This window comes from Hahella sp. HNIBRBA332 (genome assembly GCF_030719035.1).
Lineage (GTDB): Bacteria > Pseudomonadota > Gammaproteobacteria > Pseudomonadales > Oleiphilaceae > Hahella.
In genome coordinates this window covers 4,002,186-4,018,991 of record NZ_CP132203.1, presented here as the reverse complement: position 1 = coordinate 4,018,991, position 16,806 = coordinate 4,002,186, and the positions used below count along the sequence as shown (strand labels likewise).

General features: G+C 52.3%; 16 protein-coding genes and 2 tRNA genes. 5 read left to right on the top strand and 13 right to left on the bottom strand.

Annotated features, from left to right (window positions below):
- The first annotated feature begins 1 nt into the window (after window position 1).
- A complete protein-coding gene (locus O5O45_RS17770; RefSeq protein WP_305900709.1) occupies window positions 2-919 on the top strand; it encodes an SDR family oxidoreductase in 918 nt (305 codons plus the stop codon).
- On the opposite strand, the gene fnr is transcribed toward O5O45_RS17770, so the two are convergent.
- Window positions 916-1,695 (bottom strand): fumarate/nitrate reduction transcriptional regulator Fnr, encoded by a 780-nt coding sequence (gene fnr / locus O5O45_RS17765; RefSeq protein ID WP_305900708.1) that lies wholly within the window; start codon window positions 1,693-1,695, stop codon window positions 916-918. The two genes, O5O45_RS17770 and fnr, sit on opposite strands and share 4 nt — an antisense overlap.
- A 144-nt stretch (window positions 1,696-1,839) precedes the next feature.
- Window positions 1,840-2,856 carry a hypothetical protein gene (locus O5O45_RS17760; protein ID WP_305900707.1) on the bottom strand — a complete coding sequence of 339 codons (1,017 nt, stop codon included), beginning with the start codon at window positions 2,854-2,856 and terminating at the stop codon, window positions 1,840-1,842.
- Between the two features lie 260 nt (window positions 2,857-3,116).
- On the opposite strand from O5O45_RS17760, the gene O5O45_RS17755 reads away from it, so the two are divergent.
- Window positions 3,117-3,890 carry a lysophospholipid acyltransferase family protein gene (locus tag O5O45_RS17755; RefSeq protein WP_305900706.1) on the top strand — a complete coding sequence of 258 codons (774 nt, stop codon included), beginning with the start codon at window positions 3,117-3,119 and terminating at the stop codon, window positions 3,888-3,890.
- A gap of 7 nt (window positions 3,891-3,897) precedes the next feature.
- On the opposite strand, the gene O5O45_RS17750 is transcribed toward O5O45_RS17755, so the two are convergent.
- The 11 genes from O5O45_RS17750 to O5O45_RS17700 form a co-directional block, all read right to left on the bottom strand.
- Complete coding sequence (locus O5O45_RS17750) at window positions 3,898-4,632, bottom strand: substrate-binding periplasmic protein (RefSeq protein WP_305900705.1); 735 nt, start codon at window positions 4,630-4,632, stop codon at window positions 3,898-3,900.
- 185 nt (window positions 4,633-4,817) lie between these two features.
- Window positions 4,818-5,561 (bottom strand): substrate-binding periplasmic protein, encoded by a 744-nt coding sequence (locus O5O45_RS17745; protein ID WP_305900704.1) that lies wholly within the window; start codon window positions 5,559-5,561, stop codon window positions 4,818-4,820.
- 230 nt (window positions 5,562-5,791) lie between these two features.
- Window positions 5,792-5,868 (bottom strand) — tRNA-Met (locus O5O45_RS17740).
- 64 nt (window positions 5,869-5,932) lie between these two features.
- Entirely contained in the window at window positions 5,933-7,024 is a 1,092-nt protein-coding gene (gene ychF, locus O5O45_RS17735; protein ID WP_305900703.1) for a redox-regulated ATPase YchF, read from the bottom strand.
- 242 nt (window positions 7,025-7,266) lie between these two features.
- Window positions 7,267-7,854: an aminoacyl-tRNA hydrolase gene (pth, locus tag O5O45_RS17730; protein WP_305900702.1), complete on the bottom strand. Its 588-nt coding sequence runs from the start codon at window positions 7,852-7,854 to the stop codon at window positions 7,267-7,269.
- 6 nt (window positions 7,855-7,860) lie between these two features.
- A complete protein-coding gene (locus O5O45_RS17725) occupies window positions 7,861-8,487 on the bottom strand; it encodes a 50S ribosomal protein L25/general stress protein Ctc (protein WP_305900701.1) in 627 nt (208 codons plus the stop codon).
- Between the two features lie 146 nt (window positions 8,488-8,633).
- The gene (locus O5O45_RS17720) at window positions 8,634-9,578 is read right to left on the bottom strand and encodes a ribose-phosphate diphosphokinase (protein WP_305900700.1); all 945 of its coding nucleotides are present in this window, start codon (window positions 9,576-9,578) and stop codon (window positions 8,634-8,636) included.
- Window positions 9,579-9,642: 64 nt separating this feature from the next.
- A tRNA-Gln gene (locus O5O45_RS17715) sits at window positions 9,643-9,717 on the bottom strand.
- Between the two features lie 26 nt (window positions 9,718-9,743).
- Window positions 9,744-10,634, bottom strand: a complete 891-nt coding sequence (ispE, locus tag O5O45_RS17710) for a 4-(cytidine 5'-diphospho)-2-C-methyl-D-erythritol kinase (RefSeq protein ID WP_305900699.1) — start codon at window positions 10,632-10,634, stop codon at window positions 9,744-9,746.
- Window positions 10,635-10,684: 50 nt separating this feature from the next.
- Window positions 10,685-11,305, bottom strand: coding sequence for a lipoprotein insertase outer membrane protein LolB (gene lolB, locus O5O45_RS17705; RefSeq protein WP_305900698.1), 621 nt, complete (start codon window positions 11,303-11,305; stop codon window positions 10,685-10,687).
- Between the two features lie 85 nt (window positions 11,306-11,390).
- Window positions 11,391-13,169: a tetratricopeptide repeat protein gene (locus O5O45_RS17700; RefSeq protein WP_305900697.1), complete on the bottom strand. Its 1,779-nt coding sequence runs from the start codon at window positions 13,167-13,169 to the stop codon at window positions 11,391-11,393.
- 343 nt (window positions 13,170-13,512) lie between these two features.
- On the opposite strand from O5O45_RS17700, the gene hemA reads away from it, so the two are divergent.
- The 3 genes from hemA (at window position 13,513) to prmC (ending at window position 16,801) form a co-directional block, all read left to right on the top strand.
- On the top strand, window positions 13,513-14,787 hold the full coding sequence (gene hemA / locus O5O45_RS17695; protein ID WP_305900696.1) for a glutamyl-tRNA reductase: 1,275 nt from the start codon (window positions 13,513-13,515) through the stop codon (window positions 14,785-14,787).
- A gap of 78 nt (window positions 14,788-14,865) precedes the next feature.
- Window positions 14,866-15,948: a peptide chain release factor 1 gene (gene prfA, locus O5O45_RS17690; RefSeq protein WP_305900695.1), complete on the top strand. Its 1,083-nt coding sequence runs from the start codon at window positions 14,866-14,868 to the stop codon at window positions 15,946-15,948.
- A 22-nt stretch (window positions 15,949-15,970) separates the two neighbouring features.
- Window positions 15,971-16,801, top strand: coding sequence for a peptide chain release factor N(5)-glutamine methyltransferase (gene prmC / locus O5O45_RS17685; protein ID WP_305900694.1), 831 nt, complete (start codon window positions 15,971-15,973; stop codon window positions 16,799-16,801).
- Window positions 16,802-16,806 lie beyond the last annotated feature (5 nt).

The following is a 16,806-nucleotide window of genomic DNA, read 5'->3' as shown; positions in this document are numbered from 1 at the left end:
AGTGATTGTTTGTGTGACGGGAATTGATTCGCCATTAGGCAGGGCTATAGCTCAGCGTTTGCAGCAGAGCGGCATGGCGGTGGAGGGCGTTCCCTATGAGCAGTTTCTGATGACCAACGATGCGATTGTGAGGGGAATGAAGGCGATGCCGTCAGCGGATTTCGTCGTTCATGCCGCGGAGATGAGCGATCTGTTCAAGGCGGAGCAGCATCCGGACCTGGCGTACCAAGTTAACGTATCCGCTTGCGAGGCGGTGGCAGAGGTAGCGGGTTTATGGAAGGCGCCGATTATTCACATCTCCAGTCATCTTGTTTTTGATGGTGTCAAAAAGAATCCCTATATTTCCGCCAATAAAGGGCGTCCTCTTTCTGTGTATGGGCGGACAAAGTTGCAGAGTGAGCAATGGTTTCAGGAAAACTATAGCAAGCATCTGATCTTGAGGGTTGGTTGGTTACTGGAGGCGGGCGCTCAAGGCTGGCTGCAGACCATGCTTTCAGCACTGTCTTCAGGTAAGCGCCTGAACGCCAGCACCGATATGCAACTGACTCCCGTTGCGGTGGATGATGTAGCGAGGGTCGTAGACGCTGTTATCAAGCAGTTGAGCTGTAATATCTCTGTGTGGGGCGTTTACCATTATGCCGGCGCTGAAGCTGTCACCCATTATGAATTGTTGAAGGCGATTGTGCTGCAGGCGTTTGGTCAGGAAGAAATGTTGCAGGCTCTGATTGAGAAAAAAGGCGCTGACGTGTTGCCTGGGGTGGCGCTTCCCGCAAATGGGGCGTTGGGGTGTATCAAGTTGCGCAACACTTTCGGCGTCAAGCAGCTTCCCTGGCGCCGCTATCTGCCTGCGTTGATTGAGCAGTGTCAGCAGCGCGGCGGCGTGAAGCCAGCTAAAAACTGCTTGGAAGAGACCCGTTAACGAGCGTTAAGGGCTGATTCCTTCTGGTGTTCCAGACACTTGGTATCGTGGCGAAGAATTTTCTGCAGCTCTTCCAATTGCAATATCTGAACTTCCCTTCCCTGGACCTTAATAATGCCATTGTTCTGGAAGCGGGTAATAACCCGGCTTACAGTTTCGACGGCCAAGCCTAAATAGTTGCCTATATCACTGCGAGGCATAGGGAGTCTGAAGTTTGTGCCGGACAGGCGACGACGACTAAAGCGAGTCGACAGGGATAGTAAAAGCGAGGCAATGCGCTCTTCAGCAGAGTTTTTGCTCAATAACATGGTGAGCTGCCTGCTTTCCTGGATCTCTTTGCTCATCAATGAGAAAAAATGGTGCTGTAGGCTGGGGATGTCTGAAGCAAGGTCTTCAAACTTTTCCAGAGGAATTTCACATACGCTGGTGCGCTCAAGGGCGACGGCGGAGCAGGAATATTTTTCCATGCTGACGCTGTCCAAGCCGATAATCTCGCCAGGCAGGTAGAAGCCAGTTACCTGCTCCTCGCCTTCCTCTGACACGGTGAATGTTTTGATTGCGCCGCTGCGAACTGCGAAACAGGAGCGGAATGGCGTATGTTGCTCAAAGATATATTCGCCGCGATTCAGCATCTTCCCTTGGCGAATGATTTCTTCCAGGCGATCAATGTCTTCAGCCCCGACTGCGATAGGAATGCAAAGCTTGCTCAAGTTACATTCATGGCAGCCCCTGTGTAAGGTAAAAGGAGAGGAGGTTGCTATATGCTTGCTTTCCATCGGTCGCCTCGTGGCTGAATGAGTGAAACTGCTTAAAGAGGCTTCTAGGATAGCCAATAGCTGTTTAAAAGCAAATCCCCACAGCAGGAAATTTACAGGGAAAACCTACACTCGCCAATGTTTTTACATAGCTTTCACCTTTTGTTACAGCTGTGTCTGAGTGTAACGAATTGCTCTTGCCGGGAGCTCGCTTTTGTCGAGGATTTTGTAGTAGTCATCCAGCTGTGTGGCGTTGCGCAACTGGTAATGGGGCGTGTAAGAGAATGCGCCCAATCCGACACCATGTAGACAGCTGACTCCTTGGCTTATTAAGCCCGTCCAGGGTAGAGCGAAAAAGTCCTGTGTGATCGGAATAAACGATGCGGACTTAATGCGTCGCTTGAAATCTTTTAACGCTGCTTCCAGACCTGGCGTGCTGGCGAATTCTGGCTTATGGCTGGAAAGAAGAATGCCTTGCGGTCTTTCCGTCAGAATTTCCTCAAGATGCTGGGACAGTGTGGGGTAGGTGGCTGGAGATACTTTCAGGCGCAGGTAAACGGCTCTGAAGTCGAATGCCCTGATGGTTTGCAGCCAATCCTTAAGCTCCTCAATAGGGCAGGACTGTGCATACTCACCGGGGTCATTGATGCAGATGATGTTAAAACCCAATCCCTTGATCAGTGCTAGCGCTTCCTCTGAGTCTGGGCGGGCGTCCAGCTCAATGACATGGCGGGCATCGGCGCCGAAGTTCAGCTTGAACTCCCGGCCTAAATAGTACATCACCTGCGTTTGCGCTGCGGGAGTAAGCTGGCGCACCAGATCGCCGAACCAATGCAGGTACTTAACCTGACAACCGATAGGAAGGCTCTGCTTGAGTAGCCTCACTTCCTTGACGACATAGTCGATGTACTTCTGCAGATTTGCGTTCATGGATGGGAGTCGGCGGGTGTAATTTTCCGCGCTAACGAGTGTATTAAAACAAGGCGCCTGAATGCTCAATGCGAATCCGCCTTCGTAATATCGAGCCAGGGAGCTGTTGCGATAGTCTGCGTTATAGATTCCCTCGTCCAAGACGCTCCAGTTCTCATTGGAGAATTCCTTGGGGGGGGAGTTGAGCAAATAGACCCAGCTATCGTTACCCCCATTTTGTTTTGTTTGTTCGACAACCTTTCCAACTGGCATATTGGGTCTCCAACCAGGTAAGAAAACACCTGCGCGCGTTTGATTATCATGGTCGGCGATTTTAGCGCGCGCGCCTGCTGTCACACTTGTTGGCAAGTGGATCCCCCCTCTCTCCATGTTCAGTGTATCCAGCTCCCGATAGGGCGTCTTGATATTGGTCAAGGGGTGAGCGGGTGGCCGCTTAAGAGGGTGTACTTTAGTCGCAAAAGCCCTCAAACATTGGGTTTCTGGGGCGTTGAGGGATAACATTCATTGCAGCTTTGGGCGGGGAGTTGATATCCTTTGCGGGCATTGAAAAAAGGCGGGCAAAAGTGCAGGCATTTCAGCTATTTCGGTCTTTCGTTTTTTACATTGGGTATGCTTGGGGCGTCATCATCACTTCTTTGTTTGGGATGTTGGTCGGTCCTTACGTCAATTTTGAAAAGCGCTATTACATCGTGTCTCGGTTTAATGTGTTCGCTCTTTGGTGGGCGCGGGTTGTTTGTGGCATACGTTATGAGATTGAGGGGCTGGAGAATATTCCGAAAACGAGTTGTGTGGTTGTCAGCAATCACCAAAGCGCCTGGGAAACATATTTGTTGGGGGTAATATTCCGTCCTCAATGCACTGTGCTTAAGCAAGAGTTAATGAAAATTCCATTTTTTGGTTGGGCTCTGAAAAGATTGAAGCCTATCGCTATTGACCGAAGTAAACCGTCGGCGGCGCTTAAACAGTTGCTGAAGCAAGGTAAAGAGCGTTTGACGTCAGGTTATTGGGTTGTGATCTATCCTGAGGGAACGCGGGTTCGTCCCGGGCAGGTTGGTAAGTACAACAAGGGCGGCGCTTTGCTGGCGGTCAGCGCAGGCGTTCCTTTGCTGCCGGTTGCGCATAATGCTGGCGACTGTTGGCCGGCAGGCAGTATCAGCAAGCGCCCTGGATTGATTAAGGTGAAAGTAGGCGCTCCCATTGAGACCAGTGGTCGAGCTACCGACGAAGTTCACAAGGAGATGGAGGAGTGGATAAGGCGGACTTCAGCCGCCTTAAGTCAGGTGTAAAGGCTCTCTATTTGTAGTTTGAGTAAACTTTGTCCAAATAGCCTTCAGTACGCATCTTATCGAGCACTTTGTTGAGGTGCTCTATGTGCTCGTCAGGCGTGTCCTTGTTCATCGCCAGATATAGACTGGTATCTCGTATAGTAAATATAGGCTTGATATCGGAAACTCCGGCCAGCTTGGCGTAGTAGTAGCCTGATGCGGTGCTGGAGATCCAGAGATCCACTTGTCGTTGTTGCAGTCTCTTGGGGTTGAGGCTGTCATCTTCCAGCTCTGAAGCGTTGAAGCCGTTGTTCTTCAAAAATTGCGCTCTGGAGTCATCCTTATAGCAACCAATGAGATAAGGCTTGGCGTCCTCTACAGAGTTAATTTTGATAGTTGTGTCATTTCTTGCAAAGAAGACCCAGTCGTTCTTGGCGAGCGGTCCGACCCACTTGAACAGTGGTTTACGAGCGTCGGTCAGCGTGGTGCCGAATACGCCGCGGAACTCCTTGCGTTGCGCAAAGTTGTAAGCGTAGTTCCAGTTTCTGAGTTTCAGGCGGTAGTCATAACCAGAGCGTTTGAAGAGCTCTTTGACAATATCCACATTGATGCCGCTGATGGCGTCAGCTTTGTGTTCGTACTTGTGGTCTTCCTCGCCCATGTTGAAGGGCGGGAAATTTTCCGTGACCAGGTTAAAGGTTTCGCCACGAGCAATGGCGGACAGAAAGAGAACAGAAACCAACAATAGCTTCTTAGCGATCATTAAATCACCTCAAACGGCTGGGCGGAATGGTGTTCTGACTAACGTTTAGTCTGGCTGCTTATTAAACAGCCGGTGTAGGTGACTTCCGAATAAGTAATTTTCCGGATAAGAGAAAAGAAAAATGAGGGAAAGGCCCTGCGAGGCCCTTGGTATGGGGCTTCGCAGGGTTTGTAAGGCTCTGTTGTTTATCTGTATCTGGCGGTAATTTTGTCCAATTCGCCGCTGGAACGCATTTTTTCCAGGGCCTCGTTCAGCTTGCTTATGTACTCGTCTGGCGTTTCCTTGTTTACTGCCAAATAAAGTTGCGTCTCTTTAACAGTGAATACAGGTTTTATGTTGGTGACGCCATTCTTGGCGGCGTAGTAGGGGCCGGAGACCGGGCCGGATATCCAAAGATCAATCTGGCCGCTTTGTAGTCTTTTAGGGTTCAGGGCATCGTCGTCGAGACTGGAAGTCTCAAAGCCGTTGGAAAGTAGCCACTGTTCTCTGACGTCGCCTTTATATGCGCCTATCTTGTACTTCTTTGCGTCTTCAATAGAGTTGATTTGAATGGTTGAGCCACCCTTGGCGTACAGCACCCAGCCGTCAGAGGCGATAGGGCCGACCCATTTGAAAAGTGGTTTACGGGCGTCAGTGAGAGTGGTTCCAAATACTCCTCGGAACTCTTTGCGCTGAGCGTAGTTGTATGCGTAGCTCCAATTACGCAGCTTCATGGTGTAACCGATTTTCGCCTTGGTAAAAATCTGTTTAACAACATCAGTAATCAGACCGGTGATATCCTCGGGTCTGTGTTCAAACTCAGCATCATTAACGCTCATGTTGTAGGGAGGGAAGTTTTCAGTAACCAGATTAAAAGTTACCTCTTCCGCATTTGCTGGCAAGCAGAGAGTGGCGAATAACGCCAAAAGAAGGGAGCGAAAATAATACATGTCTTAACCTCGAATGTAGCTACCCCATTAAGGATAGTCCGTCTATCCGAAAAATCCACGGTATGCCGAGAATTTTTTTTGTTATTTTGTTGATTTTATTAACAAAAGTACACACTGGAAATAGAGGGGCTATATTTCGATGCGTTTTGGTCGTTTGATGCGTGATGATGGTGCAGGGAATGGACGGGTAGAAACAAAAAAGCCCGCTTTATAAGCGGGCTTTCGAAACTTGGTAGCAAGGGGCGGATTTGAACCGCCGACCCCAGCATTATGAGTGCTGTGCTCTAACCAACTGAGCTACCTTGCCGTCTCATTTGAGGCGCGTATTCTGTTGTTTTTTGCAGGGCTTGTCAACCCTAAAAATCATCAGTTTACACGTTAAATCTGAAATGAATGACGTCGCCGTCCTGAACGATGTACTCCTTGCCTTCCAGGCGCCATTTTCCTGCTTCTTTAGCCCCTTGTTCGCCATTGAAGGAGGTGAAGTCTTTGTAGCCGACGACTTCCGCTCTGATAAATCCGCGTTCGAAGTCGGAGTGGATGACGCCTGCCGCCTGTGGCGCGGTGGCGCCGATCTTGACAGTCCATGCGCGAACTTCTTTGACGCCTGCGGTAAAGTAGGTTTGTAAGCCAAGGAGTTTGTAGCCCGCTCGGATGACGCGGTCAAGACCGGGCTCTTCCATGCCGAGATCGGCCAGGAATTCGGCTTTCTCTTCGTCTTCCAGTTCTGCGATTTCAGATTCCAGCTTGTTGCAGATAGGGACGACGATAGCGCCTTCTTTTTCTGCGATAGCTCTCACTACGTCGAGGTGAGGGTTGTTTTCAAAACCGTCTTCAGCAACGTTGGCGATATACATGGTTGGCTTTACGGTTAGCAAGCATAACTCTCTGATCGCCAGCATTTCCTCTGCGCTGAGACTCAAAGCGCGTACGGGCTTGGCTTCGTTCAGGTGCGGCAGTAATTTTTCCATCACCTCAATTTGCTGTTTGGCGAATTTATCCCCGCCTTTGGCGATGCGCGAGATTCGCTTAATGCCTTTTTCTACTGTGTCCAGGTCGGCGAGAGCCAGCTCAGTATTGATGACGTCGATATCGGCGGCTGGATCGACTTTATTCGCCACGTGAACCACATTTTCATCTGCAAAGCAGCGCACTACGTGAGCGATGGCGTCGGTCTGTCTGATGTTCGCCAGAAACTGGTTTCCTAGGCCTTCTCCCTTGGAAGCTCCGGCCACCAGGCCTGCGATATCGACAAACTCCATGGTGGTTGGGATGACTTTCTGCGGTTTGACGATTTCCGCCAGCTTTTGCAGTCGAGGGTCGGGCATGGCGACGATGCCAGAGTTGGGCTCAATGGTGCAAAAAGGGAAGTTTTCGGCGTCGATGCCCGCTTGGGTGAGTGCGTTGAACAGAGTTGATTTGCCTACGTTAGGGAGTCCGACTATGCCGCAATTAAATCCCATGATATGTCCTCAAAGCTCGGAAATTTAAGTAATTAGGTCTCTACTAAGTCTCGTCGGCCCATCCTGCGCAGACATTGCAATAACTTGCTGTCTGGGGTGGAAGGCGGAAAAACTAAGCCGCAGGCTCAAACTTTGAGGGCTGCGGGTGGTGATCTTGAAACCGGTGCGCTTTAGGCGCGTTAGTGGGCGCAAATTATACGCATTCGAAGAGGCGTGAGCCAGTTAGCTGGGGAGGAATTGCGTCAGGCGCGAAAGCTGTGCAGGCGGTTCATGGCGGTGTCCCACTGGCCGGAAATGATTGCCTCCAGGTGGGTGTCCAGCTGATAAAATGCTGATTCCAGCTTGTCCATGTCCTCTTTGTTGATTCTTCCCAGGACGTGGCCTGTCACTTTGCTTTTATCTCCGGGGTGGCCGATTCCGAGTCGCATGCGGGGGAAGTCTTTATTTCCGCCGAAGCAGCGGATGATATCGCGCAGGCCATTGTGCCCTCCGTGTCCGCCGCCAAATTTGAGGCGAAGCGTTCCGGCGTCAATGTCGAGTTCATCGTGCGCCACCAGTATGTTTTCCAGTTCGATTTTGTAGAATTGACTGAGGCTCAGAACGGATTGACCGCTGCGATTCATAAAGGTGGTGGGAAATAATAAATGGATGTCTTCGCCGGCGATGGATATTTTGCCGTAGTCACCGTGAAGCTTTTTGTCCGGTCTTAAGAATTGCCCTTTCCTTCTGGCTAGATGCTCTAACCAGAGAGCCCCGGCGTTATGCCGGGTCTGGGCATAGTCGGGGCCGGGATTTCCCAGCCCGACAATGGCGCGAACAGGCTTCGACATGGAGCCTTATTCAGCCTCGCCTTCGCCTTCAGCTTCGTCAGCCTTGGCGCCTTTTGGCTTGTGTACTGCAACAACAGGCAGGTCGTGGTCCGCGCCTTTTACCAGCTCGGCCAGCTCAACGCCTTCAGGCAGTTTCAGGTCAGAAAGGTGCAGAATCTGCTCGATCTGAACGGAGGTCATGTCGACTTCAATGAACTCAGGCAGGTTGGCAGGCAGACACACTACCTCAACTTCTGTTTGCTGGTGAGTGATGTTGCCGCCGCCTTGACGTACGCCTTCACACTTGTCTTCGTTGATGAAGTGCAGAGGAACGTTTACGTGCAGCTTCTGATCTTTTTGTACGCGCAGGAAGTCTGCGTGCATGATGATCGGCTTGTATGGGTGGCGTTGCAGATCTTTCAGGATGACGGACTCATTAGTTCCTTCAACGTCCAGAGTCAGAATGTGAGAGTAGAACGCTTCATTCTGCAGGGCGCGGCTCAGTTGGTTATGGCTGACAGAAATGGCTACGGGCGCAGTTTCGCCGCCGTAGATGATGCCAGGAACCTTGCCGTCTACGCGACGTAGGCGGCGGCTCGCACCTTTCCCCTGAACGTCACGCTTTTCAGCGTTTAAGCTAAATTCATTACTCATGATTATTTCCTCAGTTTTAAACCCGGCAGGCCCGCGACCAGACCTGAAGGGCGTTGTGGTTACCGGTCGACAATCGCCGGTGTCTTAAACAAACAAAGCTTCCCTGAAGGAAGCTTTGTCGCTTTATCCCGAATATGGCGGGATAATTATCCGAACATGGCGCTGATCGACTCTTCGTTGCAAACGCGACGAATCGATTCGGCCAATAGGCCCGCCAAAGAAAGCTGGCGGATTTTATCACATTTCTGGGCTTTGTCACTCAATGGAATTGTGTCGGTGACTACAAGCTCGTCCAGTACGGAGTTTTCGATGTTCTCGATAGCTGGACCGGACAGTACAGGGTGGGTGATGTAAGCGATAACTTTGCTGGCGCCGTGCTCTTTCAGTGCGTTGGCGGCTTTGCAGAGGGTGCCTGCTGTGTCCACGATGTCGTCGACCAGGATGCAAACTTTATCCTGTACTTCGCCGATAATATGCATGACCTGAGCTTCGTTGGCGCGTGGGCGACGTTTGTCGATGATCGCCAGATCGGCGTCGTCCAGTCGCTTGGCGAATGCGCGGGCGCGCACAACGCCACCAACATCCGGGGAGACGACAACGAAATTTTCAAAATTGCGACGCTCGATATCGTCAAGCATGACCGGGGTGGCGTAAGCGTTATCCACTGGGATGTGGAAGAAGCCTTGAATCTGGTCTGCGTGAAGATCGACGGTCAGTACGCGATTGATGCCGACGCCGGTAAGTATGTCCGCAACGACTTTGGCGCTGATGGGGACACGGGAAGAACGGGGTCTGCGATCCTGACGAGCATAACCGTAATAGGGAATGACTGCAGTGATTCTACCTGCCGAAGCTCTTCTGAGCGCATCAGCCATAACCACCAGCTCCATCAAATTATCATTGGTGGGCGCACAAGTAGGCTGAATGATGAAAACGTCCCGGCCGCGCACGTTTTCGTTGATTTCCACCGATACTTCACCGTCGCTGAAGCGGGTGACGGAGGCGGCGCCCATAGGGATATGGAGCGTATCAACAACGTTCTTGGCTAGTTCGGGGTTTGCTTGGCCGGTAAAAACCATTAACTTGGACACGGGACGTACCTTCATAATAGCGTCTAGGCAAATAATGAATTTTTAAAGGAATGGGTTTGGAAGTTGGCTGGGGTGGTAGGATTCGAACCTACGCATGACGGGATCAAAACCCGCTGCCTTACCGCTTGGCTACACCCCAGTGGAGTCGCATTTCTGCTATCAGTTTTAATGATGACGCCATTTTTTGAGTTCTGAATGAACTGGCGACTCATTAATGCTCTTGGCGACAAAGCCGTGATATTTTGTCGGCATTTGGGAGAGAACATATTCCGCTCGCTTTTTTTCGGAGAAGCTTGCAAAGATGCAGGCCCCTGTTCCGGTTAATCTAGCTGGCGAAAATTGATCTAGCCAATTTATCGCCTCGCGAATCTCTGGGTACATCCTGCAAACCACTGTTTCACAGTCGTTTCGGAGGTTTTCGAGATCTCCCTCAAGAGCGGGCGCTATTGTGCTTTTTGGTGTGTCTCTTGTCAACCACTTATCTGAAAAAATTTTAGCGGTAGAGATGTGAAGGTTCGGGTGGATGACTAAATACCATTTTTCCTGAGTGTCGGCGGGGTGGAGAATGTCTCCCACGCCTTCAGCGAAAGCCGTCGAGCCGTGGACGAATACGGGGACGTCCGCGCCGAGTTTTAGTCCCAATGCAGCCAGAGTCTTGGTATCAAGATCTGCATTCCACAATTTATTTAGCGCTAATAACGTTGTCGCTGCGTTTGAACTGCCGCCGCCGATGCCGCCGCCCATTGGCAGCTTCTTGTCTATATAAATGGAGACTCCTCTGATTTGCTCGATCATGGCTGGGCTTGTCGCCGTCATGTGCTCTTTCAGTAAATGGGCGGCTTTTATGATGAGATTATCTGCTTCCGGCACGCCAGGGAGGTTTGGCTCCAGCGTTATGCGTTGATCATCTCTAGGAGTGAAGCTCAGGAGGTCGCCGTAATCCAGCAGTTGAAACAGCGTTTGCAGTTCGTGGTAGCCATCGGGGCGTCTGCCAGTGATGTGCAGAAAAAGATTAAGTTTCGCTGGAGAGCTTAGTGTCAGGGTTTCGTTGCGCATAGAGGGTGAGTAGATGAAAGCTGGTGATTGTTCGGCTGAGACTGTGGCGCTTAGGGACGCCACTCCGTTATGGCCATCTTGACGCGGGCGTCTTCGCTGGTAAGGGTGATTTTTTCCGGTAGCGACAGGTCGCCGACCTGTTTGAAGCGACCATATTCTATCAACCAGCCATTCTGCTCGATGCTGACCAGCTCGCCATCAACGCTGAATGTAAGTTGGTTAGACTCTTTCGCGTCAGGCACGCCGCGCACCCAATAGGGGAGTGACTCAATAGGAATTGACCATCCGAGAGCGTGCTCCAATAGTTGCTGTGGGCGTTCGGAGAATAATGGTTCGTTATCGGGTTGTGAAAGGCGGATGCCTTTTGGCGAGCCTTCTATCTGTGTTGCGCCTAATCCTAATAAAGAAGAAGAAACATGAATGGCGAAGCGGTCACCCTGCTGGCTCCACTCATTGATGAGGGCGCTATCCAATCGGTCTCCTCTGCGTACGCTTAGTTTGCCTTGTAGTCGCCAGTGGTCGAACGCCAGTAGGGCGCTTTTGCGTTGCGGCCAGTCACTTGGTTCATTCAGGGTTGTTTCTTTGGGGGGAACTAGCTGACAACCGCTTAAAGCGACCAGTGTTGTAAGCAGGGCGGCAAGAAGGCGTCCGCCAGAAAATGTTTTTGACATCTATCGCGTCCGTTATATGGATGGCTTGGCCGAATCGGCAGTCGGGCGGGATGAGGCTCCCGCCCGAAAATAGGTTGTGAGGGAATTAAAGGTCTACGTCCAGGCGCTTCAAGGTCTCATTCAGAAGCCGGTGATCAGGTTTTGTGTTCAGCGCTTCACGCCAAATATTTTTTGCATCGTCCTGTCTGCCGAGGGACCAGAGCACTTCACCTAAATGAGAGGCGACCTCCGGGTCAGGAAACTTGGAGTAGGCTTCCTGGAGGAATCCGACTGCTTCGCCGGACTTGCCTAAGCGGAACAGCACCCAGCCCATGCTATCAAGTATGGCGGGATTGCCGGGGTCCAGCTCCAACGCTTTGTTGATCAGATTGTATGCCTCTTGGGTGCGTTCAGTGCGGTCCGCGAGGGTGTAGCCCAGTGCATTAAGTGCGACGGCGTTATCTGGATCAAGCGCAATGATATGGCGCAGATCGTCCTCCATACCTTCCAGTAATCCCATACGGTCTTTCAGCATGGCCCTGGCGTACAGCAGTTGCAGGTCTTCGGGGTACTCCTCTACCGCTTGGTCTGAAAGCTTCAGCGCGGCGTCGAGGTCATCCAATTCCAACATGAGATTGATTTGCAATTCCCATAACTGGCTGGCCTGGGAAGGCAAATTTTCCCGGGCTTCGGTGAACGCGGCTTCCGCTTCGCTTTGGCGGCCTGAGCGGATCAGGAGATAGGCGGAACGCGCGAGGGCGTTGAAGTAATGGCCGCCACGGGTCACGTTCTGGTAATGCTGGATGGCGTCTTCGACTCTGTCTTCCTGGTCGGCGATGCGCGCCAGATAAAAGTGAGCTTCATTGAGATGCTGCCCTTGCTTGACCAGTTCTTCTAAATGCTTGCGGGCTTCCTGTGTATGCTGATTTTCCAGAGAGACCAGCGCATAAGAGAGCTTGAGGTGCGGCGTATTCGGGAAGCGATTCATCAGCTCTTTATATATAGACTGTGCGGCGTCGAAATTGTGCGCTTCAATCTGCGTGCGGGCGTATAGCGCGCCTACTTGTACTTCATCAGGATGCTTGGCGTACTGCTTTTTCAAATAGGCGAGAGAAACATCAACGCCTTTGACGCTTTTCAGCAGGCGAGCCCGCAAGGCGATCACCGCCGGATTATCCGGAGAGGTCTTCAGCAGTGGATCGGTACTGGCGAGAGCGGCTTCCTCCATGCCATTGATTTCCTGCAGCACGGCATAGCCGTACATGAGTTCGCCGTTCTCTGGGTGGCGCTCCAGGATCTTTTGGTACAGGTTGAGCAGCTCTTTCTTTTCCTCGTCGGTCAGGTTTTTGGCATGGACGGCGAGGCGGTCGAACGTTGTCGGTCCTTCAAGTTCCAGCACATGCTCCATATGAGACAGCGCTTCTGGATACTGCTTTTGCTTAATGAGCTGGAAGGCGGCCAATTGGTGGGCGTCTACGTTCTCTGGCTCCACTTCGGTCCACAGCAGCGTCATTTCGGTCATGGCCGCGTCATCTTTTATATATTGTGCGGCGTTGAGGGCCCGGCGTATAACGCCGATGTCGCGAGTTTCGCGGGCGACTTTCAGGTAATTTTGCAACAACATGTCAACTTGGCCACGCTGCCCCGCGATTTCGGCGGTAAGCAAGTCCAACAGCGTGGAGCGGCTGAATTGTTGCGGATATGGAGATTGTTCGTCCGGGGCGGGAGCAAGCTCGGAGTCGTCGTAGGCTTGGAGCACCGGGATGGGGCGTTGTGTGACGGGGTCCGTCACCTCTTGTGTTTTTTGCAGGCCGGCGATCTGACTGCAACCGGGGAAAACAACACAAACCACCGCGCTGAGCAGCGCTCGATGCAAATATTTCATTGATACTATCTTATTACCGGTCTTATGACGTTTTATCGAGAGGTTTGCTGACAAGCTAGCATATACCTCCTACTTAGCATAGCTCTATTCATTAAAGCTTGTTAACCGCTCAAAGCCTTTGTTGATGTGAGGTAAATCCTGCTCTTCGTAGTTTATTTTGCAATGCTTTTCGACTGAGCTGAGGGAGGGCGCCGGAAGCGGAAAATTCGGGATTGGCCGCCTATAATTTGTTCTAGATTAAAACTTCGCCGTCGTGATTTCGGTATATTTTTTAAGATAAGTCATTGTGCGCAGCGGTCAGCGCGTTAAAATGGTCGCCGGCTTGGGAGATGTCCTGGTTGTTATGGCGCTTTTTGTTATAAGTATTAATCATAAAACCGCCCCGGTTGCGATCCGGGAGAAGGTGGCGTTCGGCCCGGAAAAGATGGCCGATGCATTGGGGCGCCTGCGCTGCCGCCCCGACATCGACGAAGTCACGATCCTGTCTACGTGCAATCGCACGGAGTTGTACTGCTCCACGCCGGGAGAACCGGATGAAATAAGCCTGATAGAGTGGCTTGGACAGTACCATCAAGTCAGCCTCACCGAACTGAAAGCCTGCTGCAATATATATAATGATGAGGACGCTGCGCAGCACATGATGCGCGTCGCCAGCGGCATTGATTCTATGGTGTTGGGCGAGCCTCAGATTCTTGGGCAGATGAAAGAAGCGCATGCTTCCGGTAGAGCCGCTGGTTCGTTAGGCGGCCCCTTGGATCGCCTTTTCCAGCACGCTTTCGCTGTAGCGAAGCGGGTGCGGACTGAAACCGCCATCGGTGAAAACCCGGTCTCTGTTGCTTATGCGGCGGTGAGCATGGCGTCGCACATTTTCTCCAGTATGGCGCAGAATACCGCTCTGTTGATTGGCGCTGGCGAGACAATCGAACTGGTGGCGCGTCATTTGTATCGCGCCGGGGTGCGTTCGCTGATTGTCGCCAATCGTACGCTCTCCCGGGCCAGAGATCTGGCCGCCGAATTCCATGGCAGCGCCATAGGTCTCTCCGACATTCCGGAATATCTGCACCGTGCGGATATCGTTATCGCTTCCACCGCCAGCCCGCTGCCTATTCTTGGCAAAGGCGCGGTGGAGAAGGCGCTCAAGCGACGCAAGCATAAACCCATGTTTATGGTGGATATTGCTGTTCCCAGAGACATAGAAGAAGAAGTCAGCGAACTCGCCGACGTATACCTCTATACCGTGGACGATCTGCGTCAGGTCATCGAAGACAACATGAAGTCGCGAGAAGGCGCCGCTGAAGAAGCGAAGCGTTTGATTGCGGCAGGCGCTGCGGATTTCATGTATCATCTGCGCGCTCTTGATTCGGTGTCGGTTTTGCGGCGCTTTCGCGACCAGGCGGAAGGCGTCCGTGACGCAGAGCTGCAGAAAGCCATCAGACTGCTTAACCGGGGGGACGACCCCGAATCCGTCCTGCGCATGCTGGCTCATGGACTCACCAATAAGCTGATACACCATCCTACCGTTCAGGTTCGTCGCGCTTCCGCGGAAGGGCGTCAGGAAGTGAGCGGCTGGTTGCGGGATCTGTTTCAGCTTCCGGATGAAAAAGTTAAGAACGATTAGCGTCCGTTGAGGCCGTTATCCGGCCAACCTCTATCCCCGTTTCGGTCGACTGCGTAATTTCACTATGGTTATTGGTTTATGAAAGAATCGATTAAGTTAAAGCTCGATCTTTTGAAAGATCGTTATGAGGAAGTGGGGGCGCTGCTCTCAGACCCGGATATCATCAGCGTCCAGGAAAAGTTTAAAGAGTTGTCGAAAGAGTACGCGGAGCTGGAGCCGGTGGTGCATTGCTATCGGGAATATCAGAATGCGTTGAACGCTATTGAAGAGTCCAAGCTGCTGCTCAATGACAGTGATGCGGACATGCGGGAGATGGCGAAAGAGGAATTGGCGGCGGCGGAAGAATCCAGCGAGCAATTAGAGAAAGACCTGCAGATCCTGCTTTTGCCCCGCGACCCGCGTGATGGCTCCAACGTGTTTCTTGAAATCCGCGCAGGCACTGGCGGCGACGAGGCGGCTATTTTCGCAGGCGACCTGTTTCGCATGTATTCCCGCTACGCTGAACTGAAAAAGTGGAAGGTGGAAATCGTCAGCGAAAGTCCTGGCGAGCACGGCGGTTATAAGGAAGTGATCAGTCGCGTCGCCGGCGACAATGTCTTCAGTTTGCTGAAATTCGAATCCGGCGCTCATCGTGTGCAACGGGTGCCTGAGACGGAATCGCAAGGCCGCATTCACACCTCCGCCTGCACCGTGGCGATTCTTCCGGAAGTCGAGGAAGTGGGCGACGTCGACATTAATCCCGCGGATTTGCGTGTGGATACTTACCGCGCCTCCGGGGCGGGTGGTCAGCACGTTAACAAAACCGATTCCGCCATTCGTATCACCCACTTACCGTCAGGCATTGTCGTGGAATGTCAGGACGAGCGTTCGCAGCACAAAAACCGCGCTAAGGCGATGTCGTTGCTGAAAGCCAAGTTGCTGTCCTCCGCCCAGGAAAAGCAGGCGAAAGAGCAGGCTCAGACCCGTAAATCGCTGGTGGGCAGCGGCGACCGGTCCGAACGTATCCGTACCTACAATTATCCGCAAGGACGTATCACTGATCACCGCATCAACCTGACTTTGTATAAACTGGAGGAAGTGGTGCAGGGCGATCTTGATCCGGTAATCCAGCCTTTGTTGCAAGAGTATCAGGCGGAAATGCTGGCCAGCATCAGCGAATAAGCGATAAACCGGGACCGGACTTATGCGCATAGACGAAGCCCTGGCCTGGGCGAAAAGCCGGCTTGAGACGGAAAGTCCCAAGCTGGACGCCGAAGTGCTGCTTGCCCATGTACTGCAGAAAGGTCGGACTTATCTGATCAGTCATATCGACAGCCTGTTGGATGAATGCGTCTTGCAGGCGTATCAGCGACTAATCGCCGAGCGTGAAACAGGTCGGCCGGTAGCGCATTTGATCGGCAAGCGGGAATTTTGGTCGCTGGAGTTTCAAGTCAGTCCCGCCACGTTGATTCCCCGGCCGGAAACCGAATTGCTGGTTGAGCTGATCCTTGAGGAAGCGCTGCCTACCGGAGCCACATTGTTGGATTTGGGAACCGGAACCGGCGCTATCGCCTGTGCGCTGGCTCATGAGCGTCCCGACTGGCGCTTAACTGCGGTGGATCTCAGCCAGGAAGCGGTTAACTTGGCGATGGCCAATGTCCAGTCGCTTGGACTGGCGAACGTGCGATGCCTGCGCTCAAACTGGTACGAGGCAATAGCGAATGAACGATTCCATGTTATTGTCAGTAACCCCCCCTACATTGACGCCCTGGATGTCCACTTGAAGCAAGGGGACGTGCGTTTTGAGCCAGCGTCTGCGTTGGTGGCTGCAGATCAGGGTTTGGCGGACATACGCCTGATTGCTGCTGGCGGCGAACGCCATTTGCAGGTGGGCGGTTTGCTGGCGGTGGAGCACGGCTACGATCAAGGCGCTGCGGTGCGTGAAATTTTTGCCGCTGCCGGCTACGTTGACGTACAAACTCATCAAGACTTGGCGGGACATGACCGAATCACTCTGGGTCGCTTGCCTGTATAGAGCTG